This is a genomic window from Parafrankia sp. FMc2 (genome assembly GCF_041008525.1).
Lineage (GTDB): Bacteria > Actinomycetota > Actinomycetes > Frankiales > Frankiaceae > Parafrankia.
Genome location: NZ_JBFLUG010000091.1, coordinates 1 through 16,399 on the forward strand (window position 1 = coordinate 1; position 16,399 = coordinate 16,399).

Annotated in this window: 19 protein-coding genes and 1 pseudogene; 9 read left to right on the forward strand and 11 right to left on the reverse strand. The window is 71.4% G+C overall.

From position 1 onward, the window contains the following. Positions 1–256 precede the first annotated feature (256 nt). Entirely contained in the window at positions 257–1,279 is a 1,023-nt protein-coding gene (locus tag AB1460_RS25175; protein ID WP_368964583.1) for an aldo/keto reductase, read from the forward strand. 114 nt (positions 1,280–1,393) lie between these two features. Beyond that, positions 1,394–1,717 carry a hypothetical protein gene (locus tag AB1460_RS25180; protein ID WP_368964584.1) on the forward strand — a complete coding sequence of 108 codons (324 nt, stop codon included), beginning with the start codon at positions 1,394–1,396 and terminating at the stop codon, positions 1,715–1,717. A gap of 24 nt (positions 1,718–1,741) precedes the next feature. On the opposite strand, the gene AB1460_RS25185 is transcribed toward AB1460_RS25180, so the two are convergent. Further along, on the reverse strand, positions 1,742–2,050 hold the full coding sequence (locus tag AB1460_RS25185; RefSeq protein WP_368964613.1) for a hypothetical protein: 309 nt from the start codon (positions 2,048–2,050) through the stop codon (positions 1,742–1,744). Further along, the gene (locus AB1460_RS25190) at positions 1,995–2,702 is read right to left on the reverse strand and encodes an SDR family oxidoreductase (protein WP_368964585.1); all 708 of its coding nucleotides are present in this window, start codon (positions 2,700–2,702) and stop codon (positions 1,995–1,997) included. Before AB1460_RS25190 ends, AB1460_RS25185 begins: the two co-directional genes overlap by 56 nt. Positions 2,703–2,864: 162 nt before the next feature. Between AB1460_RS25190 and AB1460_RS25195 the strand changes: the two genes are divergently transcribed. Then, positions 2,865–4,157, forward strand: a complete 1,293-nt coding sequence (locus tag AB1460_RS25195; protein WP_368964586.1) for an MFS transporter — start codon at positions 2,865–2,867, stop codon at positions 4,155–4,157. 210 nt (positions 4,158–4,367) lie between these two features. Here AB1460_RS25195 and AB1460_RS25200 read toward each other — a convergent pair whose 3' ends face one another. Further along, entirely contained in the window at positions 4,368–5,276 is a 909-nt protein-coding gene (locus AB1460_RS25200) for a TIGR03620 family F420-dependent LLM class oxidoreductase (RefSeq protein ID WP_368964608.1), read from the reverse strand. Positions 5,277–5,423: 147 nt separating this feature from the next. Between AB1460_RS25200 and AB1460_RS25205 the strand changes: the two genes are divergently transcribed. Continuing rightward, positions 5,424–6,020 (forward strand): TetR/AcrR family transcriptional regulator, encoded by a 597-nt coding sequence (locus AB1460_RS25205; RefSeq protein ID WP_368964587.1) that lies wholly within the window; start codon positions 5,424–5,426, stop codon positions 6,018–6,020. 49 nt (positions 6,021–6,069) lie between these two features. Next, on the forward strand, positions 6,070–6,876 hold the full coding sequence (locus AB1460_RS25210) for a methylenetetrahydrofolate reductase (protein ID WP_368964588.1): 807 nt from the start codon (positions 6,070–6,072) through the stop codon (positions 6,874–6,876). 86 nt (positions 6,877–6,962) lie between these two features. On the opposite strand, the gene AB1460_RS25215 is transcribed toward AB1460_RS25210, so the two are convergent. From AB1460_RS25215 to AB1460_RS25225, 3 genes are all read right to left on the reverse strand, one after another. Beyond that, a complete protein-coding gene (locus AB1460_RS25215) occupies positions 6,963–8,414 on the reverse strand; it encodes an amidase (protein WP_368964609.1) in 1,452 nt (483 codons plus the stop codon). Between the two features lie 172 nt (positions 8,415–8,586). After that, on the reverse strand, positions 8,587–9,168 hold the full coding sequence (locus AB1460_RS25220) for a dihydrofolate reductase family protein (protein WP_368964589.1): 582 nt from the start codon (positions 9,166–9,168) through the stop codon (positions 8,587–8,589). Between the two features lie 204 nt (positions 9,169–9,372). Then, positions 9,373–10,086 carry a hypothetical protein gene (locus AB1460_RS25225; protein WP_368964590.1) on the reverse strand — a complete coding sequence of 238 codons (714 nt, stop codon included), beginning with the start codon at positions 10,084–10,086 and terminating at the stop codon, positions 9,373–9,375. 129 nt (positions 10,087–10,215) lie between these two features. Here AB1460_RS25225 and AB1460_RS25230 point away from each other — a divergent pair, with 129 nt between their 5' ends. After that, positions 10,216–10,467, forward strand: a complete 252-nt coding sequence (locus AB1460_RS25230) for a helix-turn-helix transcriptional regulator (RefSeq protein ID WP_368964591.1) — start codon at positions 10,216–10,218, stop codon at positions 10,465–10,467. Positions 10,468–10,931: 464 nt separating this feature from the next. Here the strand turns inward: AB1460_RS25230 and AB1460_RS25235 are convergent, their stop codons facing one another. Next, complete coding sequence (locus AB1460_RS25235) at positions 10,932–11,336, reverse strand: hypothetical protein (RefSeq protein WP_368964592.1); 405 nt, start codon at positions 11,334–11,336, stop codon at positions 10,932–10,934. Between the two features lie 141 nt (positions 11,337–11,477). Continuing rightward, positions 11,478–12,162 (reverse strand): annotated as a pseudogene (locus tag AB1460_RS25240) (LysR family transcriptional regulator). Positions 12,163–12,251: 89 nt separating this feature from the next. On the opposite strand from AB1460_RS25240, the gene AB1460_RS25245 reads away from it, so the two are divergent. Continuing rightward, complete coding sequence (locus tag AB1460_RS25245) at positions 12,252–12,611, forward strand: YybH family protein (protein ID WP_368964610.1); 360 nt, start codon at positions 12,252–12,254, stop codon at positions 12,609–12,611. Between the two features lie 88 nt (positions 12,612–12,699). Beyond that, positions 12,700–13,446, forward strand: a complete 747-nt coding sequence (locus AB1460_RS25250; protein ID WP_368964593.1) for a hypothetical protein — start codon at positions 12,700–12,702, stop codon at positions 13,444–13,446. Positions 13,447–13,488: 42 nt separating this feature from the next. Here AB1460_RS25250 and AB1460_RS25255 read toward each other — a convergent pair whose 3' ends face one another. From AB1460_RS25255 to AB1460_RS25265, 3 genes are all read right to left on the reverse strand, one after another. Then, on the reverse strand, positions 13,489–14,190 hold the full coding sequence (locus AB1460_RS25255) for a hypothetical protein (protein WP_368964594.1): 702 nt from the start codon (positions 14,188–14,190) through the stop codon (positions 13,489–13,491). A gap of 1 nt (position 14,191) precedes the next feature. Then, positions 14,192–14,833, reverse strand: coding sequence for an RNA polymerase sigma factor (locus AB1460_RS25260; protein WP_368964595.1), 642 nt, complete (start codon positions 14,831–14,833; stop codon positions 14,192–14,194). Between the two features lie 714 nt (positions 14,834–15,547). Beyond that, positions 15,548–16,093 carry a hypothetical protein gene (locus tag AB1460_RS25265; protein ID WP_368964596.1) on the reverse strand — a complete coding sequence of 182 codons (546 nt, stop codon included), beginning with the start codon at positions 16,091–16,093 and terminating at the stop codon, positions 15,548–15,550. 27 nt (positions 16,094–16,120) lie between these two features. On the opposite strand from AB1460_RS25265, the gene AB1460_RS25270 reads away from it, so the two are divergent. Next, complete coding sequence (locus AB1460_RS25270) at positions 16,121–16,318, forward strand: hypothetical protein (RefSeq protein WP_368964597.1); 198 nt, start codon at positions 16,121–16,123, stop codon at positions 16,316–16,318. Positions 16,319–16,399: the final 81 nt, after the last annotated feature.

Consider the following 16,399-nt stretch of genomic DNA (forward strand, 5'->3'; position numbering starts at 1 on the left):
TACCCTGTGCCCCTCGTCGGCAGCGTCGAAGGTGTATAAGCCCCCTGCTGTGCCCACCTCTCCACCATGCCCCGGGACGCCGCGCGCAGCCAGGGACAGAGCCCGTCCCCGGACAGGGACGTCTCTCCCGCCGGCGCCCACACCGCCGCAGGCTGAGACCCGGCTCGACGGACGCCGGCGGTGCCCCCTCCAGGCCCGTCGAGCCGGGCACCCCGCGGTCGGAGACGAGCTCCCCGCGGAGAAAGGAAGACCTCGCATGCAGTACCGCACGCTCGGCCGGACCGGTATCAAGGTCAGCCCCTACGCGCTCGGCGCGTTGATGTTCGCCACGCCCATCGGCAACCCCGACCCCGACGACTCGGCCCGCATCATCCACCGGGCGCTGGACGCGGGCATCAACCTCATCGACACCGCGGACGCCTACGGCGACTCCGAAGAGGTCGTCGGCGCGGCGCTCAAAGGACGACGCGACGAGGTGGTCCTCGCGACCAAGGTGAGCCGCCCGATGGGCGACGACCCCAACCAGGCGGGTGCCTCACGGCGCTGGATCATGACCGCCGTCGAGAACTCGCTGCGCCGCCTGCAGACCGACCACATCGACCTGTACCAGATCCACCGCCCGGACCCCACCACCGACGTCGAGGAGACCCTGTCGGCACTCTCCGACCTGATCCACAGCGGGAAGGTCCGCGCGATCGGAACGTCGGGCATGCCGGCGTCCGACCTGGTGGAAGCCCAGTGGGTGGCCGAGCGGCGCGGCCTGGCACGGTTCCACACCGAGCAGCCGCCGTACTCGCTGCTCACCCGCGGCATCGAACGTGAGGTCCTGCCGGTCGCCCAGCGGTACGGGGTGGGCACGCTGGTGTGGGGTCCGCTCGGGCAGGGCCTGCTCACCGGGCGTGTCCGCAAGGGCCAGCACAACGACCTGCAGCGCGCCGGCCTCTTCACCCACCTGCGCGACGAGCGTCGTCTCGACACCGTCGAACAGTTCATCTCCCTCGCCGCGGAGGCGGGTCTGCCCCTGACACACCTGGCGATGGCGTTCACGATCACCCATCCCGGTGTGACCAGCGCGATCGTCGGGCCGCGCACGATGAGCCACCTCGACGGTCTTCTCGCCGGCCTCGACGTGACCCTCACCGACGACATCCTCGACCGGATCGACGCGATCGTCGCGCCGGGCACCGACGTCGGCGCCCTCGACCAGGCCTACCGGCCCCCGGCCCTGCAGCAGGCGGACCTGCGTCGCCGTCCCGCCCACACCCGCGGCGCCGCCTGACGTATCCCGTCCGCCAGGCCGATGGGGGCCGCGAGGTCCGCGCGTGCCGCCAGCCTGTCGGGAATGCCCGCCGTCCCGACCTGACAGTCCCGGCCGTGGCGAGAACATGGAGATGTGGACGATCCGCATGTGCACGTCGAGTGGACCACGCCGAACACCACCGCCACCACGCGTGCGGTGACCGCCTCGGTGTTCGGGCTCGTCGGCGACACCCCCCGCACGGTGCGGGCCGGCTGCGACGCGCAGGTCCCCTACGCGGCGACGTCCGCCCGCCCCGAACACGTCACCTGCCTGCCCTGCCGGCGGCACGCCCGCGCACGGCACCTGCGTTACGCCACCCGGATCGAACAGTCCGCGGGTCTGCTCGGCGGCGACCAGGCCCACGACGTCCTCGCCGCCGCCCGCCGGCTACGCGACCTCGCCGACCGTTTCGCCTGACCCGCCCACCCACCGTGCAGCGGGTCAGGCGGGCCAGCGCAGGACGTGCGGGGCGTGCGGATGTTCGTGGTCGATCAGCACGTCGGCATGGTCGGCCGGGGCGGCGGCCGCCCGGTACAGCTCCTGGCCGGGCAGGTAGCGCGCCTGGTAGCGCTCGCGGACCGCGGCGGGTGAGCCGAACAGGGCGACGTCACGTTCCCACGCCCGGCGTAGGGACTCGTCCGGGCTGATCTGCAGGAACACGGTGCGGTCCCAGCAGCCGCGCAGCTCGCCACGGTCAGCGATGGGGGTGCTGGCCCGTGGGGCGAAGGACCAGCTCGCTGACGTCGACACTGTCAGGCTGGCTGAGGGCGAACAGCACCGCGCGGGCGACGTCGTCGGGGTCGAGCGCCGGGTCGGCGCCGCGTTCGGGTGCCCGCTCGCCGCTGGTGACGAGACCGGGCTGCAGAAGGGTGACCCGGATGCCGGTGTGGGTGGCTTCGGCGCGGATCGACTGGGCCATCGCGGTGACCGCCCACTTCGTTGCCGAGTACAGCTGGCCGGGGACGGTGACACGGCCGGCGACCGAGCCGGTGAGGACCAGATGCCCCCGGGAACGGGCAAGGGCGGGCAGGGTCGCACGTGCGACGAGAGCGGTGCCGTAGACGTTGGTCAGCACCATCTCGCGCCACTGCTCGGGGGAACCGGTGCCGTGCAGAAACGAGGCCGGAGCGAACACACCGGCGTTGGCGAACACGGCGTCGAGCCGACCGAAGGCCGTCTCGGCATGGACGGGCAGCGTCGCGACCTGCTCCCAGTCCTGCACGTCGCAGGCCACGATGAGAGGCGTGGTCGCGGTGCCACCGAGGCTGTCGGCGAGGGCGTGCAGCCGGTGACGGGACCGCGCTGCGAGCACGAGCGAGAAGCCCTCGTGTGCTGCCAGGCGTGCGGTTGCGGCGCCGATCCCGGACGAGGCACCGGTGATCAGGAGTACGGGTGCGGTCATGCCCCACATCGTGCTGACTCCACCGACCGACCGGACCACGCGGTCGTGACCCGTCCCGCCAACGGTTCTTCCGCGTTTGTCACCCCCGGAGCCTGGCACGGGCGAGACCCTTGATCCCAAGGTTTCCTGCCTGAGCGAGGACAGAGGACACGCATGCGGGTGATGGCTGATGTTCGCCCGTTGCGGGTCCGGCCGTTCCGGCGGCTGTGGGTTTCCGGGTTCGTCACGACGGTGGGCGCTGCGCTGACCGCGGTGGCGGTGCCGCTGCAGATCTACGAGATCACCGGGTCGTCGGCGTGGGTGGGGCTGTCCGGGCTGGTGGGGTTCGGCCCGCTGGTGTGCGGCGGGCTGTGGGGCGGGGCGGTGGCGGATGCCGTCGACCGGCGGCGGATGCTGCTGGTGACCAGCAGCGGGATCGCGGCCGCCTCAGCCGCACTCGGTGTTCACGCCCTGCTCGGCGGGCGGTCGACGGCGTTCCTGCTGGGAATGGTCGCGGTGACCCAGGGCCTGTTCGGAGCCAACACGGCGGCCCGCGGCGCGGTCGTCGCCCGGCTGGTGGCACCCACGCTGCGTCCCGCCGCGAACATGCTGCAGTCCTCGGTCTTCTACCTCGGCGCGGTCGTCGGACCGCTGCTCGCCGGCGTTCTGCTTCTCGCGATCGGCGTCGGCTGGCTGTACCTGCTCGATGCGGTGACGCTGGTCGCGGCCCTGTGGGCGGTGTGGACATTGCCGCCGCTCCCACCGGTGCACGGTGGGGCCCGCCGTGCCGGGGTCCGGGACATCGCGGCTGGTGTGGGCCACCTGCGGACACGTCCGATCCTGGTCGTCAGCTACCTGGCGGATCTCATCGCGATGCTGTTCGCCAACCCGGTGGCGCTGTTTCCGCACAGGTGGCGCAGGAGATGTTCGCGGATCCGGCCGGCGGGGGGGCTGGCGCTGGGCATGCTCTACGCCGCGCCATCCGCCGGGGCGCTGGCCGCCGCCGCCCTGTCCGGGACGTTCACCGGGCTGCGCCGTCACGGCGCGGCGATCACCGTGGCGGTGTGCGTGTGGGGGCTGGGTATCGCCGCGTTCGGCCTGTGTCGTTCGCTGCCGCTGGCCGCGATGTTCCTGGCCCTCGCCGGTGCCGCCCTGATCATGCTGAGTGTGTTCCGCAAGACCGTGCTGCAGGACGCGGTGTCCGACGAGCTGCGCGGTCGGATGCAGGGGATCGACGTCACCGTCTCCGCCGGGGGCCCGCAGCTGGGGTACCTGGCGCATGGCACGGTCGGCGCGACGCTTGGTACCAGCTGGGCGATCAGCGGCGGTGGGCTGCTCACCGTGGGGGCGATGATCGTCATGGTGACGGCCTTCCCCGCCCTCTGGCGGTACCGGGCCCCCGTCCATCCCGACGAGTCCGTGGACGCAGTGCACCTCACCGGCGCACCTTCGGCCACCACCCGGCCCCAGGTCTGACCCGTCTGGCCGGGCGGACGGCGGTCATCGTCTCGCTTCCAGCGGGTTGACGGTGAAGGCGACCGTGACCGGTGCAGGCACCGGTACGCGCGCGGGTCGGAGGACGGATGCGGGTCCGGTGCGGTCCCGACCGACGGTGCACGGCGGCGCTGGCGGTCGGTGGGGCGGCGGTGCTGGTCAGCACGGCGCTGGTCAGCACGGCGCTGAACGTCAGGCGGCGTCGAACAGCAGGGGAGCGAGATGTTCGAGCTGGTCGACGGCCGCGGGAAGGTCCGCCGCGAACGGGTGCACCAGCACATGATCGGCGCCGGCGTCGAGCTGGGCGGTCAGCCGGGCCGCGACGTCGGTCCTGTCGCCCCAGGCGAGAAGGTCGTCGACCAGCCGGTCGCTGCGCTGCCCGGTCACGTCGGACTCGCCGTAGCCGAGCCGCCGGTAGTGCACCGTGTAGGGCGACAGCGGAGCGCCCGCGCCCATCGCGAGCACGGCCCGCAGCCGCGACCGGGCGGTGTCCGCGTCGGTGTCGAGCAGGACGGCCTGATGGGTGATGAACAGACGGTCCGGCCCGACGGCCGCGCGGGCCGCTGCCGTGTGGGCCACCGGTTGCAGGAACGGGTGGACGCCGTCGGCGCGGTCGACGGCGAGGTGGTGGGCGCGGGGTCCGAGCGCGGCGAGCACACGCGGGTAGGCGGGAGCCGGCAGTCGGGTCAGCGTCCGCGCGGCCTGGTCCATGGCGTCGAGGTACTCCCGCAGCTGGGTCAGGGGCCGTTCGCCCGCGTGGCCACCGAGGCCGAGCACGAACCGGCCGGGGTACGCCTCGGCCAGCGTCGCGGCACCGGTGTGCATCGCGACCGCCGCGCGGCTGCTGATGTTCGCGATACCCGTGCCGACGACGATGCGCTCGGTCGCAGCGAGCATCAGCCCGTGCTGGGTGAACACCTCCCGGCCGCCGGCGGACGCCCCGGGTGGCGTCTCCCCGCTCCACAACGAGCCGTAGCCGAGCCGTTCGATCCGGGCGAACTGGCTGCGCTGCACCGCCACCGGAGTTTCCAACAAGGTGAAGGGGGCCACCCACACCCCGAACCTGCCCAGCCGGCGCCGTGTCTCCGAAACCGTCCCCACCACTCACTCCCTCCTCGCCGTCGGCATCGCCCCGCCAGAAACGGAGGCTGCCTCCTGTAAGGGGGCACAGCCTAACCGGAGGAAGCCTCCGCATGTGTGGGCGGGGTGCGGGTAGCCTCCGATCGTCAGGCAGGGGAGGGAACAGCGATGGGCGGTGCGAGCAGGGCGCGGCCCCTGCGTGCCGACGCCCGCGCGAACTACGAACGGCTGCTCACCCAGGCACGCCTCGCCTTCGCCGAACACGGAACCGGAGCGTCCCTGGAGGAGATCGCCCGGCGGGCCGGCGTGGGCACCGGCACCTTCTACCGGCACTTCCCCTCACGGGACGCCCTGCTGCAAGCCGTTCTGCATGACCGGTTCGAGCGTCTGCGCGCGCGCGCCGACGCACTGGCGGCCACCACGGAGCCCGACGTCGCGCTCACCGTCTGGCTCCGCGAGTTCGTCGAGTTCACCGGGGCCTACCGGGGACTCACCGCCGCACTCCTGCAGACCCTGCACGACCCCTCCACCGAACTGCACGCCGCCTGCGTGGCCGTACGCGCGGCAGGAGCGACCCTGCTCACCGGCGCCCAGCAGGTCGGCGCGATCCGCTCCGACCTGGCCGCCCCCGAACTGTTCGCCCTGGTCAGCGGCCTGTCGTGGGCCTGCGAGCAGAGCACGGGCACCGTTGATGTCGACCTCCACGTCGACCGGCTCCTCACGCTCACCCTCGACGGCCTCCGAGCAGGCGGCACCGTTCGCTAGCGTCACGCCCACGAGTGGTCGGTGAATCGTGGCGTCCTATCCTGTTCGGATGCGGGAATCCACGGCGGGTCACGGACGTCCGGCACCCGGCTTCGAGCTGATCTGCGAGATCGAGCCGCCGACCCGGCCGGATCTGACCCACGCCCGCCATCAGATCGGTGTTCTGAGCCCCGTCGCGGACGCGTTCCTGATTCCCGACAACCACATCGGACGCGCGACGGTGTCGAGTATCGCCGTCGCCCACGAGGTGCAGGCGATGGGGGGACGCAGCATCGCCTGCGTGAACTCCCGCGACCGTAACCTGCTCGGCTTCCGCCGCGACCTGCTCACCGCGGCGGCCTACGGCGTCGAGGAGTTCCTGTTCGTCCACGGAGACAAACCCACCGTCGGGAACCGGACCAGCGACCTGACGGTGCGCACGATGATGGACGAGGCCCGGGCGGCCGGAGAGAGTCCGGCGTTCGCGGACATGCCGGCGTTCCGGGTCGGAGCCGCCGCCGGTCTGCGGCCACTGCCCGCGTGGAAACGAGCGGCCGACTTCCTGTTCGTGCAGGTCAGCTACTCGGTGGACGCCCTGCTGCGCTGGCGCGACGCCCATCCGGTCGAACTGCCGGTCTACGCCGGCGTGATGGTCCTCGCGAGCGCCGGGATGGCGCGGCGCCTCGCCGCGACGATCCCCGACATCGACATTCCCGACGGCCTCGTCCAGGCGGTCGAACGGGACCGGGCGGCCGGGGTCGACGCAGCCTGCGACCAGGTGCTCAAGCTCCGCGACAGCGGCGCCTTCGCCGGCGTGCACCTCGTCCCGGTCAGCCGCTACCGCCAGGTCGCCACCCGTCTCGAGGACCTTCTCTAACCCCCCGGGGGCGTCTCGATACGGAACGTCCCTTTCACGACCGGGTCATCCCCTCGAAGATCCGGACGGACACCCGGTGGTACGCCCTATCCCGGTGCCTGGAAGCCGCCGATCTTCTGCTCGAGCAGTTCGGCCAGCCGCAGCGGGGTGCGGTCCTCGAACATCGGGCCGATGAGCTGCACTCCCACCGGCAGGCCCTCGGAGGACCGGCCCGCGGGTATCGCGGTGGCGGGCAGGCCGGGCATGGTGGCCAGGCCGGCCCAGACGAGCTGGTCGAAGTACGGGTACTCGACGCCGTCGATGTCGATGCGGCGTTCCAGCGGGTTGGGGTGGTGGTCGTGGCCGAACGCGGGAGTCGGCGTGATCGGACACACCACGGCGTCGAACGCGGCGAACAGCTGCCGCCAGCCGTGGCGGTGCAGCTCGCGACGGTTGGTCGCCTCGATCCAGTCGCGGTGGCTGAACACCATGGCGCGCAGCCGCGCCGCGTCGAGACTGCGGTCGTCTCCGCGCAGCCCGGCGGCGCGGGCCCGCAGCTGCTCGTACGCCTCAACGGGAAAACGCGCGACGGAGCCCGAGAACAGCAACTGCGTGTAGAGCGTCGCGGCGTCGGCCGGGTCGGGCAGCAGCGGGGTGTGCCGTTCGACGCGGGCGCCACCGCCGACAAGCGCGTCAGCCACCCGGTGCACACCCGCCCGCACAGCGGACCCGGTCGCCAGGAGCGGATGCTCGTCGACGACCAGGACCCGGAAGTCAGCGAGACGCTCGTGGCGCGCGGGCGGCAGCGCCACGGTGTGCGCCACACCGAACGTCAGCGGGTCCGGTCCGGCCATGACGTCGAGCAGGAGCGCGAGGTCGCGGGCAGTGCGCGCCATCGGACCGACGACGGCGAGGTCGAGGTCGACCGGTAGGGCCGGCGCGGGAGGTGCGACCATGCCGCGGGTCGCCGCCAGTCCGAGGGTCGGCTTGTGCGCGTAGATGCCGCAGAAATGTGCGGGGGTGCGCAGCGAACCGGCGAGGTCGGAGCCGATGGACAACGCGCCGAACCCGCAGGCCAGGGCCGCCGCCGATCCGCCGGAGGAACCGCCCGGCGTGCGATCGTGATTCCACGGATTGTGGGTGGTGCCGTAGATCTCGTTGAAGGTCTGGATATCCTGCAGTCCCAACGGCACATTGGTCTTGCCCAATACCACCGCCCCGGCCGCCTTGAGTCGCGACACCTGTACCGCGTTCTCGGCCGGCACATGGTCCCGGTGCTGCGGCATGCCCCAGGTCGTGGGCAGCCCAGCCATGTCGTAGGACTCCTTGACCGTCACCGGAACACCGAGCAGCGGCCGGTCCTCGCCGCGGGCGCGCGCCTGGTCGGCGCCGCGCGCGGCGGCCCGCGCACGGTCGAAGTCCGGCACACAGATCGCGTTGATCACCCTGTCGTCCCGCTCGATACGGGCGATCGCCTCGTCGGTCAGTTCTACCGAGGTCACGTCACCGGCACGCAACGCGGCCGCGAGCTCTTCGGCCGACCGAAAACTCCACTCCATGAACCCGACGCTATCGACCCCCGAAACAGGCCATGAAATGCCGCTGCGCGCAACGGGAGAGACGTCCCAACTCGTCACTCGTCATGTTGCTCTCCGGCCGCAGAAAATTCGCCCGACCGCTGGCCGCAACGACCAGTTGCGGTGGACTTCTTCGCGTACCCGCCCAGATCGGTCAACGGCGCACCCGATAGCGCAGGTGAAGCACCCGGTTGCCCTGAATCACCACGTCAGGGCCCGCCAACAGGTGCTGCGCGTGGACTGATCCGAAGTAGCGCTTCCCGGACCCGAACACGACGGGTACGACGTCCATGCGCACCTCGTCGACCAGACCCGCGGCAAGCACCTGGCCACCGACGTCGCCGGCGGCGACCTCGACGATGCGGTCACCCGCCAGCTCCTGTGCCGTGGTCACGGCTGCCTCGACGCCGTCGACGAAGTGAAACGGCGCGTCGGGGTCCCAGCCCTCGGGCGCCGGCCGGTGCGTCACGACGACCACGTGGTCGATCCCGCTCGGAGGTTTCCCGTCCCAGCCGTCCGTCAGGTCGAAGACGTGACGGCCGACGACTGTCACCCCGATCTGGTCCCAGTACGGCCGGGTGTAGTCGTAGGACGTCTGCGACACCTTCACCTCGCCGCTCTCATCCAACGGGACGTCACCGCCGGACAGCCAGTCGAACAGCGGTCCGGGCTGGTCGTTGTCGTCCGCGACGAAACCGTCCACCGACACCGAGCTGTACATGACCACCGTGCCCACAGGGCTCTCCTCTGCTTTTGGGGCCCCCAAATTAGCGTGTCGTGAGCGGTGTACCGGGTCGGCGTGAGCCCGGTGAACGCCCGGACCTCGTGGCCCCTCGTGGCCCCTGCCCGACCACCGCCGCGCGACCACCGACCCGCCCGCGCCCGCACAGCGTCCGGCGCTACGTCAAATCCGGCCTCGTCGCCGTGCACCAGGCCGTGGTCATCGCAGCGATGGACCACCCTCGACAATGTCGGGCGCGTGTATCCCCTCGGCACCCGCGTGGTCCGTGGCGTCCGGCGAAGCGGTCGGTGGGGTCTGCGCGGAACCCGCCATCGACGGCAGGCCCGCGATAACGATGGCAACAAGGCCGAGGACGACAGGGGTACCGACAGCGATGGCAACTCCGACGCCGGCCCCGGTGATGATCTCGGTATCGGGAAATGCGCGGAAGGTCGTATCGTCAGGAGTATCGGCCAGGTTGATCAGTCCGACGAGGGTGACGGCGGCGCTAATGCAGCTGCCGGTACCGAGGTTGATGTTTGTGCCTGGGTAGGCGCGAAAGAGGGCCAGGGTGCAGGCGGATCCGCCGCAGACACCGGTCACGACTCCGGTGACCACCGTGCCGACTCCCAGATAGTGGGCTCCAGTTCCGATGAGAGTGCCCAGCGCGGCACCTGCGATCAACGCGCAGAGAAGGGCTGCGGGGCGCGGACGGGCAAAGGCGTCACGGGCAGCGTTGGCGCCGTACTCGGTGAGCCGGTACCTCTCCTGTGGTGCTCGCGCGTTGTCGGTCGTTTCGCCCGTCTGCGGGGAGCGCACCAGCCAGCCGGCAGCGTCGAGCTGGGCCAGGATCGGGTAGGCCGTCCTGGGTGGAAGCCCGGATCGTCGGACAAGGTCCGGGCCTTCGAAGTCGGTGAGGGGAGCCCGCCGCATCGGCCGGACAATCATCGCGGTAGCCACAGTGATTCGCAGATCTGTCTGTTCGCGTTCCTGCACCGGACGACGGTACTGAGCGCCCACGTCGCCGCACTGCGAGAGGTCATCGCCGGGGGGCACGCCGATGTGGATCGCCGCACCACTCGTCGGGACGCTGCGGATCCGCTGCGGAACCGGCTCCGTGAGCTGCGGGCCGCGCGGCGTTGGAGCCAGGCGGACCTGGCCGACCGCCTCGACGTGTCCATCCAGACGGTCGACGCCATCGAGACGGGCCGCCTCGACCCGGGTCTGCTCCTGGCATTCAGGATCGCCGCCGCGTTCGGGGGTCGGATCGAGGACCTGTTCTTCCCCGCCGACGGCGCCGGTGCCGAGGCCTGATCGTCCGGGCCATCCCACGGCATCGCGTCTCGGACCCCGGTGTGCCGGGGTCCGTTTTCGGGGGCCCGGGCGGTCGCGTCCATGGCGGGGCCGCCGATCGGGCCGCCGCCGAGTTGGTCAGGCGGCGATGGTGTCTCACCGCCCACCCCTTCGACCACGGTTACGTTTCATCGTTACGTAGCAAAAACACGAAACGAAGAAACGTAACAGTTCCTGCGAGTGCGCTCCGTGCCCGCCACTCCCCCGATTTTTAACGCCCGAGAAGGGAGGCTTATCGGGCGTCAGACCTGCGAGGGCGCCTGGGGGAGCACGCCGTCCGCGGACGGGCGCGCGGGGGCGAACGTATCCGTTTCGCTTTCACAGTGATATGTATCGAAACGATACGGAACTGGTGGGTGGTGTGCGCCGCGCGCAAGGCGGGCGGACCCCGGCCGGTCAGCGCAGGTGCACCGTGCCGACGGCGGCTACGTCGGCGACGGCGACGCGGCTACTGTCGGGGCGGACTCGCACGGGGAACGTGGAGGCGGCATTGACTGAGCAGGCAGTGGCCCGGAACGAGATCGGCAGAGCGGGCCGAGGAACCTCACCGCGACGCGGCCGGTCAGCCAGGACAACGCGAGCGCCCGGCTGACCGCCACCCCGCGCAGGGAGGCCTCGACCACGACGTAGGCGCGGCAGCCGAACAGCGCCCGCCCGTCTGCGCGGCCGAGCAGGCGCGCCAGCGCATCCCAGATCGGGCGACCGCCGGCGTTCTCGAAGTAGCGGGCCGGCACACCCTGCCCGTCCAACCAGGCCGCGAGTTGTCTGGCCTGGGTCGTCTTGCCCGACCCATCCACCCCGAGCAGAACGATGATCGGCCGGCGTCGCACCCGACAAGCGTAGATGTCTGACCGTCACAGGGTCCGTGGTGACGTTCCGCGTTGTGGGTCGGGACCGTCTCCCCGACGGGGAAGTACGTCAGCCGGGTGTCGTTGTTCGACCGGAACTCCACCACCCCGAGCGATGCTCTTCTACGCCGGTCTGGGCGCTGAAAAGGCGTCCCGGCTGTGGATGAGGAACTCGCGTACCGCGGGGTTGGGTGTGTTCTTCCAGATCAGGGCGAGCAGGGCGGTGAGCCGGTCCTGGTAGGCGGCGGCCATCGAGGTGCTGAGGATCCCGATGGCGAGCCCGCGTGTGGCCAGGTCGGCGATCGCGTCGGCGGCGCTGGCCTGCAGTGTGATTCTCGGTGTCACGCCGTGTGCCGCGCAGGCCTGGTCGAAGACGGTGCGCAGGCCCGTGCCCGGTGGCATGCAGGCGATCGGGTGGGCGGCGAGGTCGGCCAGGGTGACGTACCGCTGCCGGGTGAGGGCATGGCCGGGGGGACGGCGGCCACGAGCTGGTCGCAAGTGATCGTCAGCGCCTCCAGCCCGTCGGGGGTGGAGGCACATCCGACGAGGGCCAGGGCGATGGTGCAGCCGGTGACCATTCCGACGGTGAGCCGCCCACGCAGGAGGCCGGTCACCGCGTCGACGGCCTGCTGGAGGGTCGCGGCGGCGGCGAGTGCGGCGCGGGCGGGGTAGAGCGGTCGAACAGGTCGGTGCCGAGCTCGCGTTCGAGCTGGCGGATCTGGGCGTTGACCCCGGACTGGCTGATGTGTACCCGTTCGGCCGCCCGGGTGAAGGTCCGCTCCTCGGCGACCGCGACGAAGTACTCCATCTGATCGGGGTGGCGGGCAGAGTGGGAAGCCGCCGAACACGACCGCTGGAAGGATCCCCGTGCCGGACTACGAGCAGTACGAGAAGGCCATGCGTCCCGAGGACATCACCCGCCTGTTCGTCGAACGGTCCAACGCCGGTGACGCGACCGGGGTCGCTGCGCTCTACGAACCCGACGCGGTGCTGGCCTACCCGCCGGGCACCCAGACGGCGGGCCGGGAGGCCATCCGCGCGCTGTGGGAGAAGGTGCTGGTGGACCGTCCTCGTTTCAGGCCGGAGCCGCCGCTGCCGACCCTGGTCAGCGGCGATATCGCCCTCACCTCGACCCCGCCGGCCGACGGGACCGGAGCTCGGGCCCAGGTCGCCCGCCGCCAATCCGACGGAAGCTGGCTGAGACTGCTTGACCAGCCCGAGTTCGCCCGCCCCGGACCCGACGGGCCGGCTCGGTAACGGTCGTATCAGTACGGTCGTCCGCGTGGAACAACATCAGCAGGCGAAGCCGCGGATAACCCTGACTACCACGATGGTTCTCCGGCCGATGCTGCGCGATCCTCTCGCGACCCATGACCTGGCCGACCTCGTCAGGAAGTCCGGGCTCCCAACCGGCGCGGCCCAGTCGGTCCTGGGCCGGCTGGACGCTGCCGGCTGGCTGTCGAGATCCCAGCAGGGGGACGCGGCAGCGCTGGACGAGCGCGAACGACCGGCGCGGTCAGTGGTCCGGTTCACCGCCCAGGGGGCCGCCGCCGCCCGCGAGGCCCTTGCCCGACCACGCCCCGCTGTCCTCGTCGTCGCGTGCGCGGTCGGTGCCGTGGCCGGGGTCCTTCTCGGCGTCGGAGCCCACGGTCTCGGCGTCGGAGCTGTCCCGACCGGGATCGTCGCCGGTGTCTGCGCAGGTGCGGTCGGTGCGGTACGCATGACCTACGCCTACCCCGGCACTTCTGCCACTCTCGCCGGCGGCGCCTGTGTCGGCGCGGCCACCGGCATCAACGCAGGGATCAACGTCCTGCGCTCACCCGCCGAGTTGACGGCCGACGCCTTCGTCGACGCCGGATTCATCGCCGGTCCCCTCGCCGGAGTCGGCACCGCCATCGTCACCATGCTGGTCGTCCTCGCCGCCGCCGTCCTCATCGACATCCGCTCGATGACAGCGCCACGACGCGGACCGGACGGGAACCCACCCGTGCCGCGGACCCACCCAGCCGGCTCCGCGAGCACCGAGGGCTTCGACGATGCCGGGCAGGCCGACAGGCCGGACATCCTCGCAAGTGGACCATCACCGCACTGACACACCCGCGGTGACCTGCCGCCCGTTGCCGGCCACCGCTGATCACCTGGGCGGCATCGGCACGACGATCACGGTTTTCTCCTCGTCGTCGAACGCGAGACTCGCGCAGGGACGTCCCGCGGCCCAGGTCTGGTCATGCCCGCTGTCGTCGATCCGCCATGTCCCCAGACCGTGGGAATCCAGTTCCTGCCGGACCAGGGCGACGACAACGGGGCGGGATCGGCAGGCAGCGGCGGCCACCGCCTCCACCGCGTCCTCCTTGAACGCGGCAAGGCGGGCCGCACCCTCGGATACCCCCGCGAACGGTCGTAGCCCCAGTTCCTGGCAGGCGCTGTCCGAGGGGAAAACAGCGACCGATCCTCTCGACGTGACGCAGACCCCGATCGTCGACGGATCCCCGGTCCCGGTCCGCCGCCATATCTCGTGGCAGGCCCCCGCCGGATCAGCCACCTCGGCTGAGCCGAGGACGTCCACATCACCATCCAGGCTCACCGTCGAGTAGCACGCGACGGTCGTCGCGTCCGTCGCGTGCCCGCCGGGGAGCAGCCCCCACCCCGCGGCCGCCAGCGAACCAGCGACGACCACCGCACCCGGAACCACGATCCAGCGCCGTCGCCACCAGGGTTTCCCGGCGGATCGAACAGAGGCGGCGATGTGCCGTTCGAGCAGCAGTTGTCGCTGGGCCAGCCGGTCGGCCGGGATCGATCGACCCGGGGGAATCGGTGGAAGATCGAGATCGGACATGTCACCTCACTTCCCGGGCGCGGTCCACCCGCGCAGTGGGAGCAGGCCCGCCTGTGCTTGCGGCCGCAGCCACGGCCGAAGGCCGCCGGGCAGCGAGCCGCGCACGCGCACGCGCCAGCCTCGAACGCACCGTCCCCACGGGAACACCCAACGCCATGGACGCCTCGGCGTACGTCAGGCCCTCCACCGCCACCATCATGATCACTTCCAGCTCGTTGCGTTTCAGTGATCTGAGTCCACCCAGCACCTCGGTCATCTGACGCTCGTCGTCGAGCCGCCCGGCAATCTCGTCGGAATGATCAGGTTCCGTTTCGGGTGGCGGAAGCCGGCGCACCGCCGCGTCGTATCGGCGAGCTGCCCGGCGCTGGTTACGCATCACGTTCGTCGCCACGCCCAGCAGCCACGGTCGCAGCGACCCCGACACGACGACCGCGTCGGCCCGACGCCGCCACGCCTCCAGGAAGACCACGGACGACGCGTCCTCCGCGGCGCTCCACGAACCGAGCCGATGGAAGCAGTACGAATAGACAGCGGTGGAGTGCCTGCGGAACAGGCAGCCGAACGCCGCTCCCCCGTCCCCCGCCGCGACCCGAGCCAAAAGGTCATCATCGGAGTCGGTGTCGGCGTCGGACTCACTCGACATCGGCTGACCCCATACCTCGTAATGTCCACCCGGGCCTGCCGGGTTCCCCCAACGGCAGCGGAACCTGGGGCTGAGGCATCTTCCGACGGGGCTCGCGGAGTCGGCCGGGCTGGTCCGCGGCCCACCCTCTCGCACCCGACCATCATCAACCAGCCGGAACCCCTTGGCTATCCGATCAAGAAACGGAAGCGGCGGTCGCCGATCTGGCGGCGCGGGCGCAGGACCAGCTTCCGGCGAGCGCGGTCGACGCGGCGAGCATCGTCCACGCCGTCTACAGCGCGTCCTGGGGTGAGGTGCTGTTCTTCGGCGGGACGGTGACCGATGCCGACAGCCTGCTGACCACGTTCCGCGTCGGCGCGGAACGTAACGGCACCACGGTGACGGACATCGACCCCGGTCCGGGCGGAGGCCGGGCCGCCCGCTCCCCGCGCGCCTCGGACCCGCCGCATGCGTCCCGACCTCGCCGCGTTCGTGCACGCACGGCCCACCGCGACCCCTCGCCCGACCAGCTGACGTCATCCGGCCATACGGGGTCGCCGTAGCATCCGCTGCTACGGCGACCCCTGCTGGCCGGGCGCACCGCACCCGAACTGCAGGCCAGGTCCCGCCGCCAGCACCTGGCCAGCCTCGGGCACTACATCCGCCTCTGCGAAGAAACCTCCGCCCGCGTCACCGCCGAACACGGCCCCGCCGCTCGCCGCCGCCCCCGCTGACTCAGGCGACGGAGTAGGTGATCGTGGCGGTGTAGGTGCCGGACGTCAGCGTCGTCGGGGTGGTGACGACGAGGGTGGGGTTCCAGGTGGCGGCGGTGGCCCCGGTCTGGGCGGTGACCGTGACGCCGACCGGGGCGCTGCCCAGGCTGGCGGTGGCCGGTGCGCTTAATGCCAGCGTCCCGGTCGCGGGAGTGACGGCCGTCAGGCCACCGCCGCTCGTGTTGACCTTGCCCACTACTGCCCTGGTCACGTTCACCGTCGCCGATGCGGTGGCCAGGGTCCCGGCTGCCGCGTAGACCCCACCCGCGGTCGTGGAGGCGCCGGTCCCGGTGGTCGTGATGGAGGCGGTGTTGTTCCGGTCACTGATGATCGACAGTCCGGCGAAGGCGCCGGATGCCGGCGCGGTCACGGTGACCTTGGCGCCGGTCTGGGCGGTGTAGGAGGCGCCCGCGATCGCCACGGCGCAGCCGACCGGGTAGGTCGCGCATGCGAGGTAGAACGTCACCCCGCTGCCGGTCAGCACGGTGCCGGACCCGGTGACGGACACCGCGTAGTGATCACATAGGTGCCGGGGTTGAGCGTCAGACGCGCGCCGCCGCTGACCGTGATGCTGCCGTACACCCCCGGGCTGATCGTCCGGCTGCCCCCGGTGAGGGTCACGTTCGTGAACGGCGGCACCGGGGTGGCCGGGCAGGCTGTCGAGGCCGGGCAGGCCGACAACGCCGCGAACGGGTCGAGGGCCGCCGGCTGCGTCGTCGGGGTCGGGCTGTAGGAGCCGTTGCCCACGGTGGCGAACCCGGCCGGTGCCGCCGGGCCGCTGATCGTGCCGCTCGCGCTGACCGCCCCTGAGCCG